We start from the raw sequence: 17,171 nt of genomic DNA, 5'->3' as shown, positions 1-17,171 counted from the left end.
CCCAGTGCTACACTTCAGCTCGTCGCCCGCTTCTCCGCCGATTTGTTGCACCCAGTGCCATTCGGCAGCCACCGTTGCCACTCTTCCTCGAGAGTTATTGAACTTTGTTCAATATCTCCTACCGAAACGCCCTTCTTCCTCAAGAGTTATTGAACTTTATTCATTAACTCCTGCCGAGAAACCCTTCTTCCTCGAGAGTTATTGAACTTTGTTCAATAACTCCTGCCGAGACGCCCTTCTTCCTCAGGAGTTATTGAACTTTGTTCAATAACTCCTGCCGAAACACCACTCTTTCTCACAAGTTATTGAACTATGTTCAATAACAATAAAAAGGCGAGGGCCCCCCCTCGCCGCCTTCCAACCTTATTGAGCTTTGGCAGACGCTTTCTGCTGGGCGATGAGCAAGTACGACAAGTATTTGCGCGCGTCGGCCGTCAGCAGATTTACCTTCTTCTTCTCCGCTCCTTGCTTGACGAAGATCACTTCGGCTCCATCCAACAGCTCCGTCACGCGAGCGATCAAATAACCGTCCGCCACCAGCTCCTCGAGCGCCTGCTTCTCCGCCGCGTAATCGTCGTAAGCCGACATCAGTGCGCACCTCCGACCGGATGCTTCTTCGCCGGGATATGGTCCGCCGCCGCGAAGCGCTTGCGCTGCAGGTACTGTCCGCTTCCGGCGTCTCCGACAAATTGCTTGTCGCGAATGACGAACTCGCCGCGCACGAGCACGGAGACCGGCTCCCCCTTCACCTTCATGCCTTCGTAAGGGTTGTAGTCGACGTTCATATGATGAGTCTCGACCGACAACGTCCTTTCCACCGACGGGTCGAAGATGACGATATCCGCGTCGCTGCCGATCGCGATGGTTCCCTTCTGCGGGAACAGGCCGAACAGCTTCGCGCTTGTCGTGGAGATGACGTCCACGAACTTGTTCAGCGAGATGCGGCCTTTCTCGACTCCTTCCGAATATAGAATCGTGAAGCGGTCCTCGATCGTCGGCCCGCCGTTCGGAATTTTCGAGAAGTCGCCGAGTCCGAGGTCCTTCTGTCCCTTGAAGTTGAAGGAGCATTGGTCGGAGCCGATCGTCTGCAGCGAACCGTTCCAGAGCGCGTCCCAGAGCACCTCTTGGTGGCGCTTCTCGCGCAGCGGCGGAGACCACACGAACTTCGCTCCTTCGAAGTTCGGCTTCTCCAGCTCGGTGACGTCCAGCGTCAGATACTGCGGACAGGTCTCTCCGTATACCTTCAGCCCCTTGCGGCGGGCTTCGGCGATCTTGTTCACCGCTTCCTCGCAGGTGACGTGCACGACGTACAGCTGCGAGTCCGCCATGCCGGTCAAGTCGGCCGCTCTCCCCGTTGCCTCGCCCTCCAACACCGACGGCCTGGTCAAAGCATGATAGATCGGATCGGTGTTGCCCTCTTCAAGAGCCTTGTTGACCAGATAGTCGATGACGTCGCCGTTCTCGGCATGGACCATGACGAGCGCGCCTTGCTCCTTCGCCAGCAGCAGAGTCTTGAACAGGACGCCGTCGTCGGCTTGGAAAACATTCTTGTATGCCATGAAAACTTTAAGCGAGGTGATGCCTTCCTTCTCGATAATGCCCGGGATCTCGGCAAGCGCCGCATCGTTCGCGTCCGTAATCATCAAGTGGAACCCGTAATCGATGACCGCCTTGCCCTTGGCTTTGGCATGCCAATCTTGGACCCACTCCCCGAGCGGCTTCTTGCTGTTCGTGATGCAGAAGTCGATGACCGTCGTCGTGCCGCCGTAAGCCGCCGCGATCGTGCCGGTCTCGAAGTCGTCCGCCGTCATCGTGCCGCCGAAAGGCATGTCGAGATGGGTATGGGGATCGATGCCGCCCGGGAAGACGTAGCAGCCCGTCGCGTCCACGATCTCCGCGCCCTCCGACTCGAGATCGACGCCAATCATGACGATGATGCCGTCATCGATCAGAATATCGCCGAAGAAAGTGTCCGCCGCCGTCACAATCGTCCCGTTCTTAATGATTTTCTTCATCTTAAACTACCCCCATCTCTGCGGTATTTAGAATCGATATGGCGCGTTGGCGCTCGTTCCAGCTCATCGGAGCCAGCCCTTCGTCCACCTCCACCATCTCGATCGCGCCGTCGACCGGACAGACGATCGAACAGAGGTTGCAGCCGACGCAGTCTTCCTCGCGAACGACGAGGATTTCCTTGCCCGAGGCGTCCGTCTTCCTCTCGATGCATTGGTGCGATGTATCCTCGCAAGCGATGTGGCACTTGTTGCAGTTGATGCAGGTCTCGGTGTTGATCTTGGCAACGACCTTGTAGTTCAGGTCCAGGTCGCCCCAGGTCGAGTACTTGGGGACGGACTTGCCGATCAGCTCCGTCACCGAGGACAAGCCCATCTCTTCCAGGTAATTGTTGAGGCCGTCGATCATGTCTTCCACGATGCGGAAGCCGTGATGCATCGCCGCCGTGCAGATCTGAACGCCGGTCGCTCCCATCAGCAGGAATTCGACCGTGTCCTGCCAGTTGGAGATGCCGCCGATGCCCGAGATAGGCACGCCGACCTCCGGATTCCTCGCGCACTCGGCGACCATGTTCAGGGCGATCGGCTTGACCGCCGGTCCGCAATAGCCGCCGTGCGCTCCTTTGCCCCCCACGTGCGGGATCGTGTTCCAGGAATAGATGTCGACTCCCGCCAGAGAGTTGATCGTGTTGATCATGCTGATCGCATCCGCTCCGCCCTTGACCGCGTGCCGGGCCACTACGGTGATGTCCGTGATGTTGGGCGTCAGCTTCACGATGACCGGAGTCGTGGCGACCTCCTTAACGAAGTACGTCTGCATCTCGACAAGGTCGGGCTGCTGCCCGGATGCGGCGCCCATGCCGCGCTCCGCCATCCCGTGCGGACAGCCGAAGTTGAGCTCCAGGCCGTCGACGCCGATCGCTTCGACGCGCTTGACGATCTCATGCCACTTCTCGCGCTTGGGCTCGACCATCAGGGAGGCGACGACGGCCCGATCCGGGAATCTTTTCTTCGTCTCGTAGATCTCCTTCAGGTTCACTTCCAGCGGCCGGTCGGTGATCAGCTCGATATTGTTGAAGCCGGCCACCCTCTGCCCGTTGAAGTTCACGGCGGCGAAGCGCGAGGAGGTATTGATAATAGGATCCCCCAGCGTCTTCCATACGGCGCCGCCCCAACCCGCCTCGAAAGCGCGCTGCACTTGGTACCCCGTATTCGTAGGCGGCGCGGATGCCAGCCAGAACGGATTCGGCGACTTGATCCCCGCGAGATTAATGCTAAGGTCTGCCATCTTCGTCTTCCTCCCGTCTTTATTCCCGTCTTTATTCCCGTCTTTATTCCCGTCTTTATTCCCGTCTTTATTCCGTTCTCTATCCCCGTCGCTATTCCCGTCTTTATCTGCCCCGCTTATATGGCTACCGAGCTTGTTCGCGCGGAGAAGCGCTCGCGGATCGCATGTGCGGCCTGCTTGCCTTGTTCGGCGGCGGAAACGACCATTGCCTCGCCTTGCCCGTTGCCGAAAATCACGTCCCCTGCCGCATACACCTTCGGATGGGAGGTCAATCGCGTGTTCGCGTCGATCTTCACGACGCCTCGGTCATGCTCCAGGCCGAGCAGCTCGATGAGCGCCGTATGCCGCTTCTGCCCGATGGCAACGACGATCGCGTCGACCGGCATCAGGAATTCAGAGCCGGGAACCGCAACCGGCGCCCGCCTTCCGTCCTTGCCCGCTTCCGCCGACAGCTCCATTCGCAGGCATTCTAGATGGGTCACGCGGCCCGATTCGTCTCCGAGGATGCGCTTCGGCGCGGTCAGCCAGCTGAATTCGACGCCGTCCTGCTTCGCGAACTCATACTCGAAGTCGTAAGCCGTCATCTCTTCCTTCGTGCGGCGATAGACCATCTTGACGTTCTCCGCCCCTAAGCGAACCGAGCAGGTCGCCGCGTCGATCGCGGTATTGCCGGCTCCGATAATAGCCACGCGGGCTCCCTCGAGAGCGATATCCGGAGCTCCCGTCTTCGTCCCTTCGACGAATTGGATCGCGTCATAGACGCCGCTAAGCTCTTCCCCTTCAATCCCGAGGGAAGGGACATAGCCCATGCCGGCGGCCAGCACGATCGCATCGTACTTTTCCATCAGCTCGTCAACGCCCACATCGACGCCTACTTTGACGCCAGTCTTGATCTCGACGCCCAGCTTCTCGACCTGCTCGACTTCCCAGAGGGAGATCTCCTGCGGCAGCCGGAAGGAGACGATGCCGTAGGTATCCAGCCCTCCGGCCTTCTCCCGCGCCTCGTAGATCGTGACGCCGAAGCCGTCTCTCGCCAGCTCGCGCGCTGCCGATAATCCCGCCGGGCCCGCTCCGATCACCGCTACCTTACGGCCAATGGCCGGACCTGCCGTGAACAAGGGCTTCCCGCTCTGGATCGCCCAGTCGGTCGCATAACGCTGAAGCAAGCCGATCTGGATCGGCTCGGATGCCGAGTTCAGGACGCAGGCCCCTTCGCACAGCTCTTCCGTCGGGCATACTCGCGAGCAGCTCGCTCCGACCGGATTGGAATCCATGATCGTCGTTGCCGCGCCCTTCAGGTTGCCCGTGGCGATTCGTTTGATGAAAGACGGAATGTTGATGCTCGTCGGACAAGCTTTGATGCAAGGCGCATCGTAACAATAGAGGCAGCGGTTGGCTTCTTCGGATGCGGCTTTGTACGTCATGCCAGGCTCCACTTCGGCGAACTGAATCTTGAATTTCTCGGCGGACAGCATTCTAAGCGATCGGCTGCGTTCCACTTGTCATCCCTCCCGACATTCTCACCTTTTTTAATAGGAAAATTTTGTTCGAAATATTCGGAAAACCGTTTCCGATCTATGGTAAGATAAGTGACATTAACGTGACTGCCTCATCGAATTATCTTATTCAAGACAGCTCGATTTGTTAGGCGAAAGAGGGGAGCTTGGCATGGACACCGATCGGTTCCTAACCGTAAGAGAAGCACTGCAACGCCCGCTGTTCCGCGATGCTCAGATCGTTGCCGGGGCGAACGGCTTATCCCGTCAGATCCGGTGGGTACATATTCTGGAGACTCCCAACTTCGAAACTCTCATTCACGGAGACGAGATGATCCTCACGACCGGAATGGCGTTTCAGCTGGACAGCCAGTCCTCCGTCAGCTTTCTGAATAATCTGATTGAGCAGAAGGCTACTTGCCTGTGCATCGAATTGGGCCAATACGTCCACTCGATTCCCGATGGGCTTGTCGAGCTGGCGGAGCGCCATGCGTTCCCGCTTGTCCTGTTCCCGCATACGGTTCGGTTCGTCGATATCACCCAAGACCTTCATTCCCTGATCATCAATCGGCACCATCGGATGCTTCAGGAGCTGGAGAGCATCTCCCGGGAATTCTCACGGCTGACTCTCACCTCCCAGGTGACTCCCGGCGTTCTCAAGCTGCTCTATCGCAGCACTTCCTCGCAGATTCTTTTCCGCCCGCTTAAGGGTAAACCCGTCTTCTTCCCCGCCATCTCGCAGGAGGAGCAGGAAGATCTGCTGGCGGTTCTGGGCGGCCTTTGGGAAGAGCTTGCCGAGCTGAGGCCGAATGCCGCTCCTTATCTGCACGAGCACGGGAACCGGACTCTCCTTCTGAAGCCCGTCGGGGCGCTGGATCAAACCTGGGCTTACCTGGTTATGGCCTGCCCGCACAAGCCGGAGGAATTCGACTACCTGCTGCTGGATTCCGCCTCCCTGTCGATCGCCCAAGAGCTGCTTCGTACCCGATACATGGAGGAGCGCAAGCAATTCTCCGAGAACATCTGGGTCGACGAGCTGTTAAGCGGCCGGCACGAGGACGAGCAGCAGCTCAAGACGTTGATAGGCCCCGACTTCAAGACGCTGAACGAGATGAGCTTCCGGGTCTGCCTGATCGAGATGGAGAATCTGTACGACTTGCACCTGAACCCCTCGGAGAACGAGCTGGATGCGATTCGTTTCCATCTGAGCCTGATCCTGCGGTCCGCCTTCGAGAGATTCTCCTTCCGGCCTCTTCTTACGCTCAAGAACAACCGGCTTGCCGTCATCGCCCTGGACCGTAAAGCCAAGGCCCCCTCCAACAAGAGGCTGCAGCAAGCTCTCGATTCCCTTCAGAGCCTCCAAGCCGACGAGAAGCTGAAGGACCTGAAGCTGATCATCGGGGTTGGTCGGCCCCATCTGAATCTCAAGCATGCCTATTCCGGCTATCAGGAAGCGATTCAAGCGTTGTCTCTCTATGCTTGCTACAAGAAGCCGATTCTCTTCTATGAAGAGCTCGGGGTGTTCCAGTTGCTGCTGAACCTGAATGACGGCACGACGCTGCAGGGCTTCATTCGCAACTACCTCGGTCCCATCATCGACTATGACGAGACGAAGGGCAGCGAGCTCCTGCTTACCCTGAAGGTCTATCTGGACCACGACGGCTCGAAGCAGATCGCGGCTCAGAAGCTGTTCATCGTTCGGCAATCGTTGTATTACCGTCTGGAGAAAATCTCCGAGCTGCTGGGAGAGGACTTCATGTCGCCCGAGAACCGGATCTCGATCCAGGTCGCGCTGCGAGCCTATCAATTGCTGCATCCGGACAAGCTGACGGAGAAGCGGGCTCCCGCCAATGACGCCTAATTCCGGATGTCCTGTGTTTATTAGCATATGCGGCGTTTAGGCGGGTATGACAAGCCCCGTCCATCTCGCTGGCTTGAGGGAACGGATGGCTCCCCGATCGGAATCGGAGACCATCCGTTTCTTGCTTTCTTTATTTCGAAGCCATCTCGACGATCTCGTTCGTATAAGCCGTCGTCAGATCGGCCGCCTTCTTGATAACGCCGAATTGAAGCGCGATATCGGCCGTTTGCTTGAAGCTCGCGTCGTCGATGTACCCCAGCTTGGCGAGATCGAAGCCTTCCGGAGCGACCAGCTTGGAGACTTCCTCCATCATCTTAAGCTGGTGATCCTTCGTCGTGCTTCCTTCTTCCGCGCTCTTCATGACGATATCGACCGCGCCTGCCGGATCGGCGATCGCGTCCTTCCAGCCCTTGAGGGATGCCTTGACGAACTTGGCGGCCGTCTCTTTGTTCTTGGCCAGCCAGTCCTTGTTGGCGAACAGGTTGTCTTCGAGCATCGCCACGCCTTCCGCGTTCATGTCGATGACGTTCAGATCGCTCGCCGGGATGCCTTGCTCCAGCACGACTTGATATTCGTTGTACGTCATCGCCGATGCCGCGTCGAGCTCTCCGTTCAAGAACTGGTCCATCGTGAAGCCTTGCTTCGTGAAGTTCAAATCCTTGTTCGGATCGAATTTGTACTTGTCGAACAGGGCGAGAAGCTCGAATTCGTTGCCGCCCATCCAGTTACCGACCTTCTTGCCCTTCAGGTCGGCGGCGCTGTTGATGCCCGCCGTCTTCTTCGATACGAGCACGAGACCGCTCTTCTGATAGATCTGGGAGATCTCGACCAGAGGCAAGCCTTCTTCCTGGTGAGCCAGGAGGCTCGCTACCCAGTCGATGCCGATGTCGGCCGCGCCGTTCGCGACTTGCTGCTCGGGAACGATGTCCGGACCGCCCGGCACGATCTCGACGTCCAGCCCTTCCTCCTTGTAGTACCCCTTCTCCAGGGCGACGAAATAACCGGCGAACTGCGCTTGCGGCACCCACTTCAGCTGCAGCTTCACCTTCACCGGATCGGCCGCCGGGGATGACGCGGGCGTCGTCTCGCTTGCCGCCGCGCTCGAAGCCGGAGCGGATGCGGACTCGGACGGGGATGAGGCAGGCTTGTCGTTATTGTTGTTGCCGCAGGCGGCTGCCACCATGACGAACATCAAGACCAAAGCCAAGACCAGCGAACTGCGATAAAACCCACTTCTCCTTCTCATTCGGTTCTCTCCCTTTGTTTGGTTTGTGGAACACAGCAGGTCTCTATGGGTGCGGATTATATGCGAACGGCAGCGAAGGCTCCTCGCGATTCCTGTGAGACTCCGATGCCGGCTGTGCAGCTGCGGTTCTTGAGATCGTTCTTGCAGCGGATATTGAGACGGTTATTGAGATGGTTCTCGAGATGATTCTTCCAAGATGCTGCGGCTGCGGCCTGCGCGTTAGCTTCTCTGGGAGGGATGCCAGCGTATGAAGAGCTTCTCCAGCCTCTCGACGATCAGGTAGAAAAGCACTCCCGCCAGCGCGGCTACCGCGATACAAGCCCAGCCTAGGGGCATCTTCGCCACCTTGATGGAGTTCGAGAGCAGATACCCGAGGCCCCGCGAGGAGAAGAAGAACTCGCCGACGATAGCGCCGATCATGCTCGCCGTCGTGTTGATCTTCAGCGCCGTGAACACATAGGGCAGGCTGTTGGCGATTCGCAGGCTGCGGAATACCCTCAGCTTGCCGGCCGCGTAGGAGTGCATCAGATCGAGCGCCAACGGATCCACGTTGTTCAGTCCCTTGTGCGCGTTAAGCGCCATCGCCGCCATCGTCGTCGCCATGACGATCGCGATGCGGGAGGCGATTCCGTCGCTGAACCAGAGATTCATGATCGGAGCCAAGGCGACGATCGGAACGGCGTTCAGGGCAGCGACAAGAAGGATTCCTCCCGAGCCCCATCGCGGCCACACCGTCGCGACGATCGCGACGAGGAATCCCGCCGCCGAACCGGCCAGCATGCCGAGCACCGCTTCCGTCAGCGTATATCTCGTGTATTCCATCAGCAGATCGGAGTTCTCGCGGATCGCTTCCCAGATCCTCGATGGGAGAGGCAGTTGGTAGACTTGAAGGTTGAAGAGAGAGTGGAACACTTTGTTCTGCCACAGGAGGAGGAACAGCACGCCGGCGGCGATCGGGAGCAGCATCCTTGTGATCCGTTCCAGCGGCATCCTCTTCCTGCGGACCGCCGGGGCCGCCGGGCCGACCGGCGCGGCTTGCGCTCCGGCCAGCCCGGCGGTTCCTGCCGCGGAGCCTAGAGAGGGAGCCGCACCGGTTGTCAGGGAATCTCCTTCCATTAGCGATCGCCTCCTTGCTTCGCGCGGAAATCCGGCTGCCAGGGCGCCGCGACCCGCTCAATGATGCTGATGATGAGATAGCTCAGGACGCCCAGAACGGCGCCGACGATTACCGTGGACCAGAACATGTACGTATGGGACGGACCATAGTAGAGGTTGCGAAGCATGATGACGCCGACCCCGTGCTGGGCTCCCATCAACTCGACAAGAATCGCGCCGGTAACGGCGAGAGGAGCGGCGATCTTGAGCCCGCTGAACAGGCTTGGCAGCGATGCCGGGAACCGGAGCTTCCAATACACGCTCCAAGGCTTCGCCGCGTAGGAGCGCATGAGCTCCAGCGCGGAAGGCTGAACGCTGCGCAGCCCTCGCAGCATGTTAAGAGCTACCGGGAAAAAAGTGATGTAGCCGGAGATCAAGATTCGGGAGAGCTTCTCGTCGTGCACGATGCCGTAGATGATCGGGGCCAGCCCCAGAATCGGAATCATCTGCGAGGCGATCGCGTAGGGGAACGTCAGCTGCTCGATCCACTTCGATACGCTCATCAATACGGCCAATAGAACGCCGGCAGCGGCTCCGAGCAGAAACCCTAAGCCCGCGTTGCCGAAAGTGATTTTGCCTTCCTTGAATAAGGTGTCGCCATATTGGCCGAACGTTCGGATGATTTCATGGATATACGGCAGCTTGGATTGGGCAAGCGGCACGTCCCTGACCTCCAGGAGAAACCAGGAGCCCGCTTCCCACAGCGCGATCAGGGCAATCGCCCATACGAGCGCCGGCAGCCAGCGGCCATTCAACAGGAAGCTGCGTCCCTTCATCGGCTACACCCCTTCGAAGCTGTCTCGGATCTTGGCAATCAATCGGAAGAACTCGGGGCTGTTGCGCATCTCCTTGGTTCGGGGACGAGGAAGATCGACCTCGACGACGGCGGACAGCCTGCCCGGATGAGGGGAGAGAACGAATACCCGGTCCGACAGGAAGATCGCTTCCGGAATGCTGTGCGTGACGAACACGACCGTGTTCTGCACCTTGCTCCAGATCGCCAGCAGCTCCTCGTTCAGCCGTTCCCGGGAGAATTCGTCCAACGCCGAGAAGGGTTCATCCATGAGCAGAATCTCCGGTTCCATCGCCAGAGCCCTGGCGATCGCGACCCGCTGCTGCATGCCGCCGCTCAGCTGCCATGGGTACTTATCCTTGAACGCCTGCAGCCCGACCAGCTCGAGCAGCTCCGTCGCTTTCTTCTCGCGATCGGCTCTCTTGACTCCCATCAGCTCCAAGGGAAGCGTGATGTTCGTCTTCACCTTGCGCCAATCGTACAGCACCGGACTCTGGAACACGATGCCGTACTTCTGGGCCAGACGCGCTTCCTTGGCGGTCTTGCCCGCGACCGTCACGGTGCCGCCCGTCGGCTGAAGCAGGTCCGCCATGATGCGAAGCAGAGTCGTCTTGCCGCATCCGGAAGGGCCAAGCAGAGAGACGAATTCCCCCTTGCCGATATTCAAGCTGACCTGCTGCAGCGCCAGCACCTCATTCGAGTTCGTCTGATAACGCATGCTGACCTGGTTCATCTGAATCTCAGGAATCCTCGCCGTTGCCTCGGCAGCCGTTGTCATGCCCATTCCTCCCCAGGTTTGATCGTTCCGCTGTGCTTAGTGCTCCCTCGCGCGCCGGATTATTGCGTCACGCCCGTGATTTGATGGTAGTTTTGTTAACATTCTACTATAAATAATCCAATTAATGTCGTATTTATTTACATCGTACACCCTCGCCCTCCTTCTTACATTAGACAAATAGTCAAATTCGCCAACCCGTTTTCCGTCATTCTGTCTGCACTTTGCTCATTTGATGTTATATTTAATGACATAAACTCCTGGTAATGAAAAAAGCAAACCAAAAATCAAACGGGGAGGCAGCCGCTCCAATGAGACGGCGCCTCCCCATGCGTTGGTTCCCTTCCCTGCCTCCCCGCTCCCGATCCGACTTTGCTCTCAAAGCTAAAGCTTCATGCAATAAGACAAGGTTACCTCCGCCAAAGCGATCACGATGAAGATAAGAGCAAGCGCAGGCTGACCCGCCGCGCGCAGAGACCATGCCGATAATCCGAAGACCAACGCTTGAAGCGCCGCCCTCGGAAGGGGAGTTACCGGGTAGTTCGCTTTGGGCGCCACGAACATCCCCCAGAAGACGGCGACAAGCAGCGGAGTGCCGATCCCGAGCAGAACCTTCATAACGGTATTCGCCCCAGCATGGAATCCCCAGAAGCCGAACCCAGCGAGCGCAGCCAACTCCGTTAGAAAAAAGACTCCTTGGATGAACCCCTGCAGCAGAACCATACGATTCCCTCCGTAAACTAATGATATTAGTTTTAATATAACTAATGTCATTAGTTTTTGTCAACAAAAAAAATCGCCAACCCTTCGTCCGAAGCCCAGACGGTGAACTGGCGATCTGCGTATGGATCGATCACGTTTCGTCACTAAGCTCGTAGAACAACCCGACCAAAGTGCGCGTTATTCCGTAGCGTTGTATACGGTGTGCGAATTGGACTTGACCCCTATTTTTAGCGAATAAAACGCAGTCAGGCAAGCGATAAGTATACTGCATGCACCGGCCCAACCGATAAAAATCACGGATAAACCATTCACGATCGCCCCTCCAACAGCGGCTCCAGCAGCCATGCCGGCCTGTAAAATGGACGTATTGAGGCTAAGCACAATGTCTGAAGCTCCGGGAGACAGGGTGATCAGGCGGAACTGCTGCACGGGAGCCGTTGCCCAAGCAGAGGCGGACCACAGCATCATGATCGTCAATACGATAGCAAGCGGCAGCTGCATAAAAGCAAAGAGCACCAAAACGAGAACATGGAGCAAAAGACTCGTAATCAGCGTGGTGGGCACTCCCCATTTATCGGCTCCGTATCCCCCTAATCGAGAGCCAATCAAACTGAAGACTCCAAATGCAAATAACCCGGCACTAACCCAAGATGAGGCTATATGATCATGTGTCAGTAGATAGGGGGATAGATACGTATAAACGATCGAATACCCCATAATCCAAAAAAACGTGACCATCAGAGCGCTGCTAACTCTTCGATCTTTCAATACGGATAACTGGACACGTATCGGTACGGTTTCCTGCCCATCCAATTTGGGAATCCATTTGAAGATTCCAAGCAAAATCAGAATGCCGCCTATGCCGATGCCGACAAACATATCGTGCCAATCGAAAAGATTCGCACATACTCTTCCCAGCGGAACGCCGATCACGAGGGATGAACTGAACCCCATAATGATAGAGGCAATGGCGCCGCCTCTTTTTTCCGGGGGCGATAAGTGAGCAGCGAGCGTTAGGGCGGCCACCGTAAAAACTCCGGAACATAGGGCCAGGATGACGCGCGACGCCCAAAGTCCCCAGACACCTTGGCTGAAGACGGGCAGAAAGTTACCGAAAGCAAAGATCAAAAGGGTTACCATGAGTAAGGTTTTCCGCTCGATTCGCGAGGTAGCTGCGACGAGCAAGGGAGTGCCTAATGCAAAAACAAGCGAGAAAACGGTAACGAGTTGTCCTGCGGCGGACAACGTGATATTCAAATCGTTCGCTATTACATCGAGGATGCCAGCAATAACAAACTCGGATGTCCCGGCAAGAAAGCCTCCAAGCGCAAGCAAATAAATGTTCCACACCTTATTTTTCATCTCTACATACCTCCCTTTGCTTTATGTGGCATCATGGAAAATCTCTGTTTTCCATTTGCTTCATTTTGATCACCTCCGGACACAGTATAACCTTGCCGATGGCCATTTGAACTCATTTGCGAATGTAATAGCAAGATATCGAAATGCTGCGAAAGTTGAGTTATCTATTCTTTATCGCAAAAAAACGGACCCTCGTCCCGGCAAACTGCCGGAATGAAGATCCGTTTCTCTATGTGCCTTAAATTAAGATGCTCCCTAGAATCAGTGAGCCAGAGCGAACAGGCCGTGGATATGCGACAGGTAACGGATGTTGCTCGCTTCCTTCATCGCCGTAGCGGCAATGCCCTTCAGGCGAGTGCCGTTGCCGCCGATCGTGCCGACGGCGTCCTTGCGGCCGAGGCTTCCGAGCGTACCGGAGAAGACAGGCTCGAACTTCTCCATCTTGCCGCCCTTGAAGAAGACAGCCAGGTTAGCGCCGACCGTCTCGCCCATCTGCCAAGCCAATTGCGCGGTCGGCGGATAAGGACGAGCGCCTTCGCTAGGAATAACGACCGCGCAGTCGCCTGCGAGGAACACTTCCGGATGCGAAGTCGATTGCAGGAAGTCCGTAACCGACGCGCGGCCGCGGTTCACTTCGATGCCGCTGTTCGCGACGACCGGGTGGCCTTGAACGCCGCCGGTCCAGATGATCGTGTTGGATTCCAGTACTCGGCCATCCTTCAGGGAAACCGTGTCCTTCGTCGCTTCCGTGATCGCGACGCCAGTGATGATTTCTACTCCGCGCTTCTCCAGGGAAGCAACCGCGCGGTCGATGAGCTCTTGCGGGAAGATCGGCAGGATGTTAGGACCCGCTTCAACGACATGAAGCTTGATGTCGGAGAAGTCGATGCCCTTGGCCTTGCAGATCTCCGGAAGCTTGTCGACGAATTCGCCGACGAGCTCGATGCCCGTCAAGCCGCCGCCGCCGACCACGATAGTTGCGTCCTTCTTGTTGCCGGATTGCTTGTAAGCATCCAGGCGAGCGAGGACGTGGTTGCGAATGCGATTCGCTTCTTCCGCGGACTTCAGCGTGAAGCTGTTCTCTTGCAGTCCCGGAATGCCGAAGAACGCCGTTTCGCTTCCCAGCGCAACAACCAATGCATCGTAGGAATAAGAAGCGCCGCTTGCCAGAAGAACCTTCTTGTCGTTAGGCTTGATCTCCGTTACGGTGTCAACGACCACGTTGACGCCCTTGCCCTTCAGCAGCTTCTCGAGCGGAAGAGCGACGGCTCCTTCTTTGATCGTGCCGCCGGCCAAACGGTGAAGCTCGGTGATGATTTGGTGGGTCGGGAAACGGTTAATCAGCGTAATCTGAGCTTCGTTCGCGTCCAGGTGCTTGCGAGCCGTCAGCGCGGACAGCAAGCCGCCGTATCCGCCGCCCAGAATCAGAATATGTTTAGACATGCTCCATCCTCCATTCTTCGCGAATCGTTATTTAGCTTGCTGTTTCTCGCCGAGCGCGGTCAGGAACGCTTGCGCGAAGCGCAGCGTCTTCTGCAATTGCGGATCCTTGAGCATCTTGAGCAGGCCGAACAGGCCGATCGTAGCCGTCTCGGTTTGAGCGCGGTCTCCCGCTTCGATAGCCGCCGCCGCGATGTTCTTCGTCTTGTCGACTACCGGCTTCACGAATTCACCAATTCCGTGCGCGAAATCGTTGATAAGCACCTTGTCCGTTGCAACGTTCTGAGCGAAATCGTACGCCTTCGTCAGGAACGTTACCATCTCCGCCAGCTTAGGCAGGTTCTCCACCAGAACGTTAAGGGAGTCCTGAATCTCAGGCTTGATCAGTTGATCGAGTACATCGATCGCTGGCTTCTCAGCTGCAATTGCCTCTTGCGACACTTGTGACATGCAGTTGCATCCTCCTTTGCAATGAGTATCCTAATCGGTTGCGTTCTTCGGCCTGCCAGAACATCGAATCCTCAACGACCCCGTGCCAGGATACATTGTAACATTTTTCACATAAAAACCGTTAAAAAAGGTCTCCAGACGAATTCCGTTAACGTTCTTGCCCGCAATCGTTCAAGCTCGTCGGCGCCAGCAGGTCGAATATGAACCTTTCTTGTCTATTCTACACCCAATTAAAGCAAACATGAAGGGTATTTCTTTGTTAAAAACGGCTGTAAGAGCTAAAAAATGAGATTTAGCGCACACCACGCCCTGTTTTCTTACAGTTTATGGATTTATCAAGCCATTTCCTTCGTGCGACATACCGATCTTACTATTCCCGCCGCTGGACAATCCTAACCAATAACGGTAATTTGATTGTTAGACATCGCGATACTTGGGAGGATGGAGCATGGAAAAGGCAACGTTCGCCGGAGGCTGCTTCTGGTGCATGGTAAGCCCGTTCGAGGAGATGCCCGGCATTGGCGGCATCGTATCCGGCTATATGGGGGGAACCGTCCCTAATCCGACCTACGAGCAGGTCAAGACGGGAACGACCGGGCACGCGGAAGTCGTACAGATCGATTTCGATCCGGAGCTTTTCCCTTACGAGAAGCTGCTGGAGCTGTACGGAGTCCAGATCGATCCGACCGATCCGGACGGCCAGTTCCACGACAGAGGCTCTCAGTACCGAACGGTTATCTTCTATCATAACGAGGAACAGAAGCTTCTTGCGGAGAAGTACCTGGAGGACCTCGGCAAGAGCGGAAGGTTCGACAAGCCCATCGTAACGGCGGTGGAGCCGGCTGACGTCTTCTATCCGGCGGAGGAATATCACCAGGATTACCATAAGAAGAATCCTAAGCATTACAAGGAAGATAGGGAGAAATCCGGCCGCGACGAATTCATTCGATCTCATTACTCGATGGATTGATCGGGAAAAATAAGGACTATAGGCCTAATTTTAGAAGTATTAAGATAGGCTCATAGTCGCAACTTCGGGACAAGCCCCATGCTATACTCCAGATGGTTAACGTAATCTTACCCATCAGGAGGAACGAATGAACAAAACCAACGGCTTCAAGAAATCGATCGTCGCCTTCGCTTGCTTGGCGGTCATTGCCACTACCGGCTTTGCCGGATTCCCGGGAACGGCTCATCAAGCTTCCGCCGCAACGAAGCAAACGGTAACGACAGCCGCTGCCTCGTCCGCCGCTCTGACTTCCAGCCAGAAAGCGGACAAGATCATCGCCCTGGCTGAATCCCTGAAAGGGAAGGTCACCTATAAATTCAACGTCAACAACTCGAGCAAGCTGATCTTCGACTGCTCCTCGTTCACGAAATACGTGTTCGGCAAATACGGCGTGAGTCTCCCTTGGAGCTCGCAGAAGCAATCGAAGGCCGGCACTTACGTCTCCAAGAGCAACCTGAAGAAAGGCGACCTTATCTTCCTTAGCGTAGGCAAGCCTGGCGTCGTCAACCATGTCGGCATCTACATCGGCAACGGCAAGTTCATCCACAATACGATCGGAGCTCACTGGAACGGCCTGTTGGTGAGCGACATCAACTCTTCTACGTACTCCAAGCGTTACGTTACGGCTCGCCGCGTTCTGTAATCTAGCATCTAGCAAGAAATAAAAAGGGAGTCTCGACCGTTATCGGATGACGTCGAGACTCCCTTTTACCGTTCAGGTTAGGCTTGCTTGCGAGCAGCCGCTCTGCCCTCGGCAACGAAACGGGCCGCATCTTGCATGTTCTCGTCCGTTACCGCCTCCAGCGTAACGAAACCGAGCGGCTTCTGCTTCTCGAGCAGCTCGAAGAAGAGATCGTAGCGCAGCTCCCCGCTTCCGGCCGCCGTCTCGCGAGGCACGCCGTCGGCGTCCCGCTTCAGGTCCTTCGCGTGAGCGCTGACGACTCGCGGTCCGAGCAGGCGGAAGGCTTCGCGAATGACCTCCTCCTGGCGATCGAAGTTATGGCTGCCCATCATATTGCAAGGGTCCAACACCACCCCGACGCAGGAGGAAGGGTATCTCTCGATCGTCTGCGCCATCGTCTCGGGCGAATCGATCAGATGGTTCTGGGCGGCTTCCAGCCCGATCGTCACTCCCCACCGTTCGGCTTCCTCGACCAGCTCGTCCATCGCCGCGTACAGGCGGTTCCAATGCTTCTTCAGCAGCGCCGAGTCCTTCGCGGGCGGCACCCCCACCTCGGTGGCGACGATAGGCGCCCCGAAGTGGCGGGCGTTGCGAAGGTGTTCTTTGAAGCGTTCGACGTTATGCCGGTAAATCTCGTCGTCCAGGTCGATCAGGCTGGCATAGCAGCCGAGAACCGCGATGCGCACGCCTTGCTCCGAGAAAGCGCCGCCCACCTCGTTGCCAAGTCCCGGGCTCAAGCGGCCGAGCGAGAAGTCCGCGTCGGTGATCGCTTTGGACAATGCCAATTGTACGTACGGAAATCCGCGAGCAGCGATCTCCTTCGCGAGCTCCCGGTAAGGCCGGCTCCCGGCCAGATGCGCCAATATCCCCACTGTCATG

Annotated in this window: 16 protein-coding genes; 3 read left to right on the top strand and 13 right to left on the bottom strand. The window is 56.8% G+C overall.

Annotated elements, in window-relative coordinates; genetic code table 11:
• Nucleotides 1–363: 363 nt before the first annotated feature.
• The 4 genes from ELR57_RS01570 to ELR57_RS01555 form a co-directional block, all read right to left on the bottom strand.
• The gene (locus ELR57_RS01570; protein ID WP_126956557.1) at nucleotides 364–588 is read right to left on the bottom strand and encodes a hypothetical protein; all 225 of its coding nucleotides are present in this window, start codon (nucleotides 586–588) and stop codon (nucleotides 364–366) included.
• On the bottom strand, nucleotides 588–2,015 hold the full coding sequence (gene hydA / locus ELR57_RS01565; protein ID WP_126956555.1) for a dihydropyrimidinase: 1,428 nt from the start codon (nucleotides 2,013–2,015) through the stop codon (nucleotides 588–590). The genes ELR57_RS01570 and hydA overlap by 1 nt, the downstream gene beginning before the upstream one ends.
• 1 nt (nucleotide 2,016) lies before the next feature.
• Nucleotides 2,017–3,300 (bottom strand): NAD-dependent dihydropyrimidine dehydrogenase subunit PreA, encoded by a 1,284-nt coding sequence (preA, locus tag ELR57_RS01560; RefSeq protein ID WP_126956553.1) that lies wholly within the window; start codon nucleotides 3,298–3,300, stop codon nucleotides 2,017–2,019.
• Nucleotides 3,301–3,416: 116 nt separating this feature from the next.
• Nucleotides 3,417–4,775, bottom strand: coding sequence for an NAD(P)-dependent oxidoreductase (locus tag ELR57_RS01555; protein ID WP_126956885.1), 1,359 nt, complete (start codon nucleotides 4,773–4,775; stop codon nucleotides 3,417–3,419).
• Between the two features lie 193 nt (nucleotides 4,776–4,968).
• Between ELR57_RS01555 and ELR57_RS01550 the strand changes: the two genes are divergently transcribed.
• Complete coding sequence (locus ELR57_RS01550) at nucleotides 4,969–6,657, top strand: PucR family transcriptional regulator (RefSeq protein WP_126956551.1); 1,689 nt, start codon at nucleotides 4,969–4,971, stop codon at nucleotides 6,655–6,657.
• Nucleotides 6,658–6,787: 130 nt separating this feature from the next.
• Here ELR57_RS01550 and ELR57_RS01545 read toward each other — a convergent pair whose 3' ends face one another.
• From ELR57_RS01545 to ELR57_RS01510, 8 genes are all read right to left on the bottom strand, one after another.
• On the bottom strand, nucleotides 6,788–7,903 hold the full coding sequence (locus ELR57_RS01545; protein ID WP_126956549.1) for an ABC transporter substrate-binding protein: 1,116 nt from the start codon (nucleotides 7,901–7,903) through the stop codon (nucleotides 6,788–6,790).
• A 219-nt stretch (nucleotides 7,904–8,122) separates the two neighbouring features.
• Entirely contained in the window at nucleotides 8,123–9,019 is an 897-nt protein-coding gene (locus ELR57_RS01540; protein WP_126956547.1) for an ABC transporter permease, read from the bottom strand.
• Nucleotides 9,019–9,834, bottom strand: a complete 816-nt coding sequence (locus ELR57_RS01535) for an ABC transporter permease (RefSeq protein ID WP_126956545.1) — start codon at nucleotides 9,832–9,834, stop codon at nucleotides 9,019–9,021. The genes ELR57_RS01540 and ELR57_RS01535 overlap by 1 nt, the downstream gene beginning before the upstream one ends.
• A 3-nt stretch (nucleotides 9,835–9,837) precedes the next feature.
• Nucleotides 9,838–10,629 (bottom strand): ABC transporter ATP-binding protein, encoded by a 792-nt coding sequence (locus ELR57_RS01530; protein WP_126956543.1) that lies wholly within the window; start codon nucleotides 10,627–10,629, stop codon nucleotides 9,838–9,840.
• A 381-nt stretch (nucleotides 10,630–11,010) separates the two neighbouring features.
• On the bottom strand, nucleotides 11,011–11,349 hold the full coding sequence (locus ELR57_RS01525; protein WP_158629893.1) for a YrdB family protein: 339 nt from the start codon (nucleotides 11,347–11,349) through the stop codon (nucleotides 11,011–11,013).
• Between the two features lie 177 nt (nucleotides 11,350–11,526).
• The gene (locus ELR57_RS01520; protein WP_126956539.1) at nucleotides 11,527–12,711 is read right to left on the bottom strand and encodes an MFS transporter; all 1,185 of its coding nucleotides are present in this window, start codon (nucleotides 12,709–12,711) and stop codon (nucleotides 11,527–11,529) included.
• 261 nt (nucleotides 12,712–12,972) lie between these two features.
• Nucleotides 12,973–14,154 carry an NAD(P)/FAD-dependent oxidoreductase gene (locus ELR57_RS01515; protein ID WP_126956537.1) on the bottom strand — a complete coding sequence of 394 codons (1,182 nt, stop codon included), beginning with the start codon at nucleotides 14,152–14,154 and terminating at the stop codon, nucleotides 12,973–12,975.
• 27 nt (nucleotides 14,155–14,181) lie between these two features.
• Nucleotides 14,182–14,601, bottom strand: a complete 420-nt coding sequence (locus ELR57_RS01510) for a DUF1641 domain-containing protein (protein WP_126956535.1) — start codon at nucleotides 14,599–14,601, stop codon at nucleotides 14,182–14,184.
• A 448-nt stretch (nucleotides 14,602–15,049) separates the two neighbouring features.
• Between ELR57_RS01510 and msrA the strand changes: the two genes are divergently transcribed.
• The gene (gene msrA, locus ELR57_RS01505) at nucleotides 15,050–15,571 is read left to right on the top strand and encodes a peptide-methionine (S)-S-oxide reductase MsrA (protein WP_126956533.1); all 522 of its coding nucleotides are present in this window, start codon (nucleotides 15,050–15,052) and stop codon (nucleotides 15,569–15,571) included.
• A gap of 127 nt (nucleotides 15,572–15,698) precedes the next feature.
• Nucleotides 15,699–16,253: a C40 family peptidase gene (locus ELR57_RS01500; protein WP_126956531.1), complete on the top strand. Its 555-nt coding sequence runs from the start codon at nucleotides 15,699–15,701 to the stop codon at nucleotides 16,251–16,253.
• Nucleotides 16,254–16,330: 77 nt separating this feature from the next.
• On the opposite strand, the gene ELR57_RS01495 is transcribed toward ELR57_RS01500, so the two are convergent.
• Nucleotides 16,331–17,170, bottom strand: coding sequence for a sugar phosphate isomerase/epimerase family protein (locus tag ELR57_RS01495; RefSeq protein ID WP_126956529.1), 840 nt, complete (start codon nucleotides 17,168–17,170; stop codon nucleotides 16,331–16,333).
• Nucleotide 17,171: the final 1 nt, after the last annotated feature.

It is taken from the genome of Cohnella sp. AR92 (genome assembly GCF_003990975.1).
Classification (GTDB): Bacteria; Bacillota; Bacilli; order Paenibacillales; family Paenibacillaceae; genus Cohnella.
This window is presented reverse-complemented; position numbering and strand designations above follow the sequence as displayed.

Bases quoted from the DNA above. Each gene is read 5' to 3' on its own strand.
- ELR57_RS01570 (WP_126956557.1), bottom strand. From the start codon at position 588: ATGTCGGCTTACGACGATTACGCGGCGGAGAAGCAGGCGCTCGAGGAG.
- hydA (WP_126956555.1), bottom strand. From the start codon at position 2,015: ATGAAGAAAATCATTAAGAACGGGACGATTGTGACGGCGGCGGACACT.
- preA (WP_126956553.1), bottom strand. From the start codon at position 3,300: ATGGCAGACCTTAGCATTAATCTCGCGGGGATCAAGTCGCCGAATCCG.
- ELR57_RS01555 (WP_126956885.1), bottom strand. From the start codon at position 4,775: ATGCTGTCCGCCGAGAAATTCAAGATTCAGTTCGCCGAAGTGGAGCCT.
- ELR57_RS01550 (WP_126956551.1), top strand. From the start codon at position 4,969: ATGGACACCGATCGGTTCCTAACCGTAAGAGAAGCACTGCAACGCCCG.
- ELR57_RS01545 (WP_126956549.1), bottom strand. From the start codon at position 7,903: ATGAGAAGGAGAAGTGGGTTTTATCGCAGTTCGCTGGTCTTGGCTTTG.
- ELR57_RS01540 (WP_126956547.1), bottom strand. From the start codon at position 9,019: ATGGAAGGAGATTCCCTGACAACCGGTGCGGCTCCCTCTCTAGGCTCC.
- ELR57_RS01535 (WP_126956545.1), bottom strand. From the start codon at position 9,834: ATGAAGGGACGCAGCTTCCTGTTGAATGGCCGCTGGCTGCCGGCGCTC.
- ELR57_RS01530 (WP_126956543.1), bottom strand. From the start codon at position 10,629: ATGACAACGGCTGCCGAGGCAACGGCGAGGATTCCTGAGATTCAGATG.
- ELR57_RS01525 (WP_158629893.1), bottom strand. From the start codon at position 11,349: ATGGTTCTGCTGCAGGGGTTCATCCAAGGAGTCTTTTTTCTAACGGAG.
- ELR57_RS01520 (WP_126956539.1), bottom strand. From the start codon at position 12,711: ATGAAAAATAAGGTGTGGAACATTTATTTGCTTGCGCTTGGAGGCTTT.
- ELR57_RS01515 (WP_126956537.1), bottom strand. From the start codon at position 14,154: ATGTCTAAACATATTCTGATTCTGGGCGGCGGATACGGCGGCTTGCTG.
- ELR57_RS01510 (WP_126956535.1), bottom strand. From the start codon at position 14,601: ATGTCACAAGTGTCGCAAGAGGCAATTGCAGCTGAGAAGCCAGCGATC.
- msrA (WP_126956533.1), top strand. From the start codon at position 15,050: ATGGAAAAGGCAACGTTCGCCGGAGGCTGCTTCTGGTGCATGGTAAGC.
- ELR57_RS01500 (WP_126956531.1), top strand. From the start codon at position 15,699: ATGAACAAAACCAACGGCTTCAAGAAATCGATCGTCGCCTTCGCTTGC.
- ELR57_RS01495 (WP_126956529.1), bottom strand. From the start codon at position 17,170: ATGACAGTGGGGATATTGGCGCATCTGGCCGGGAGCCGGCCTTACCGG.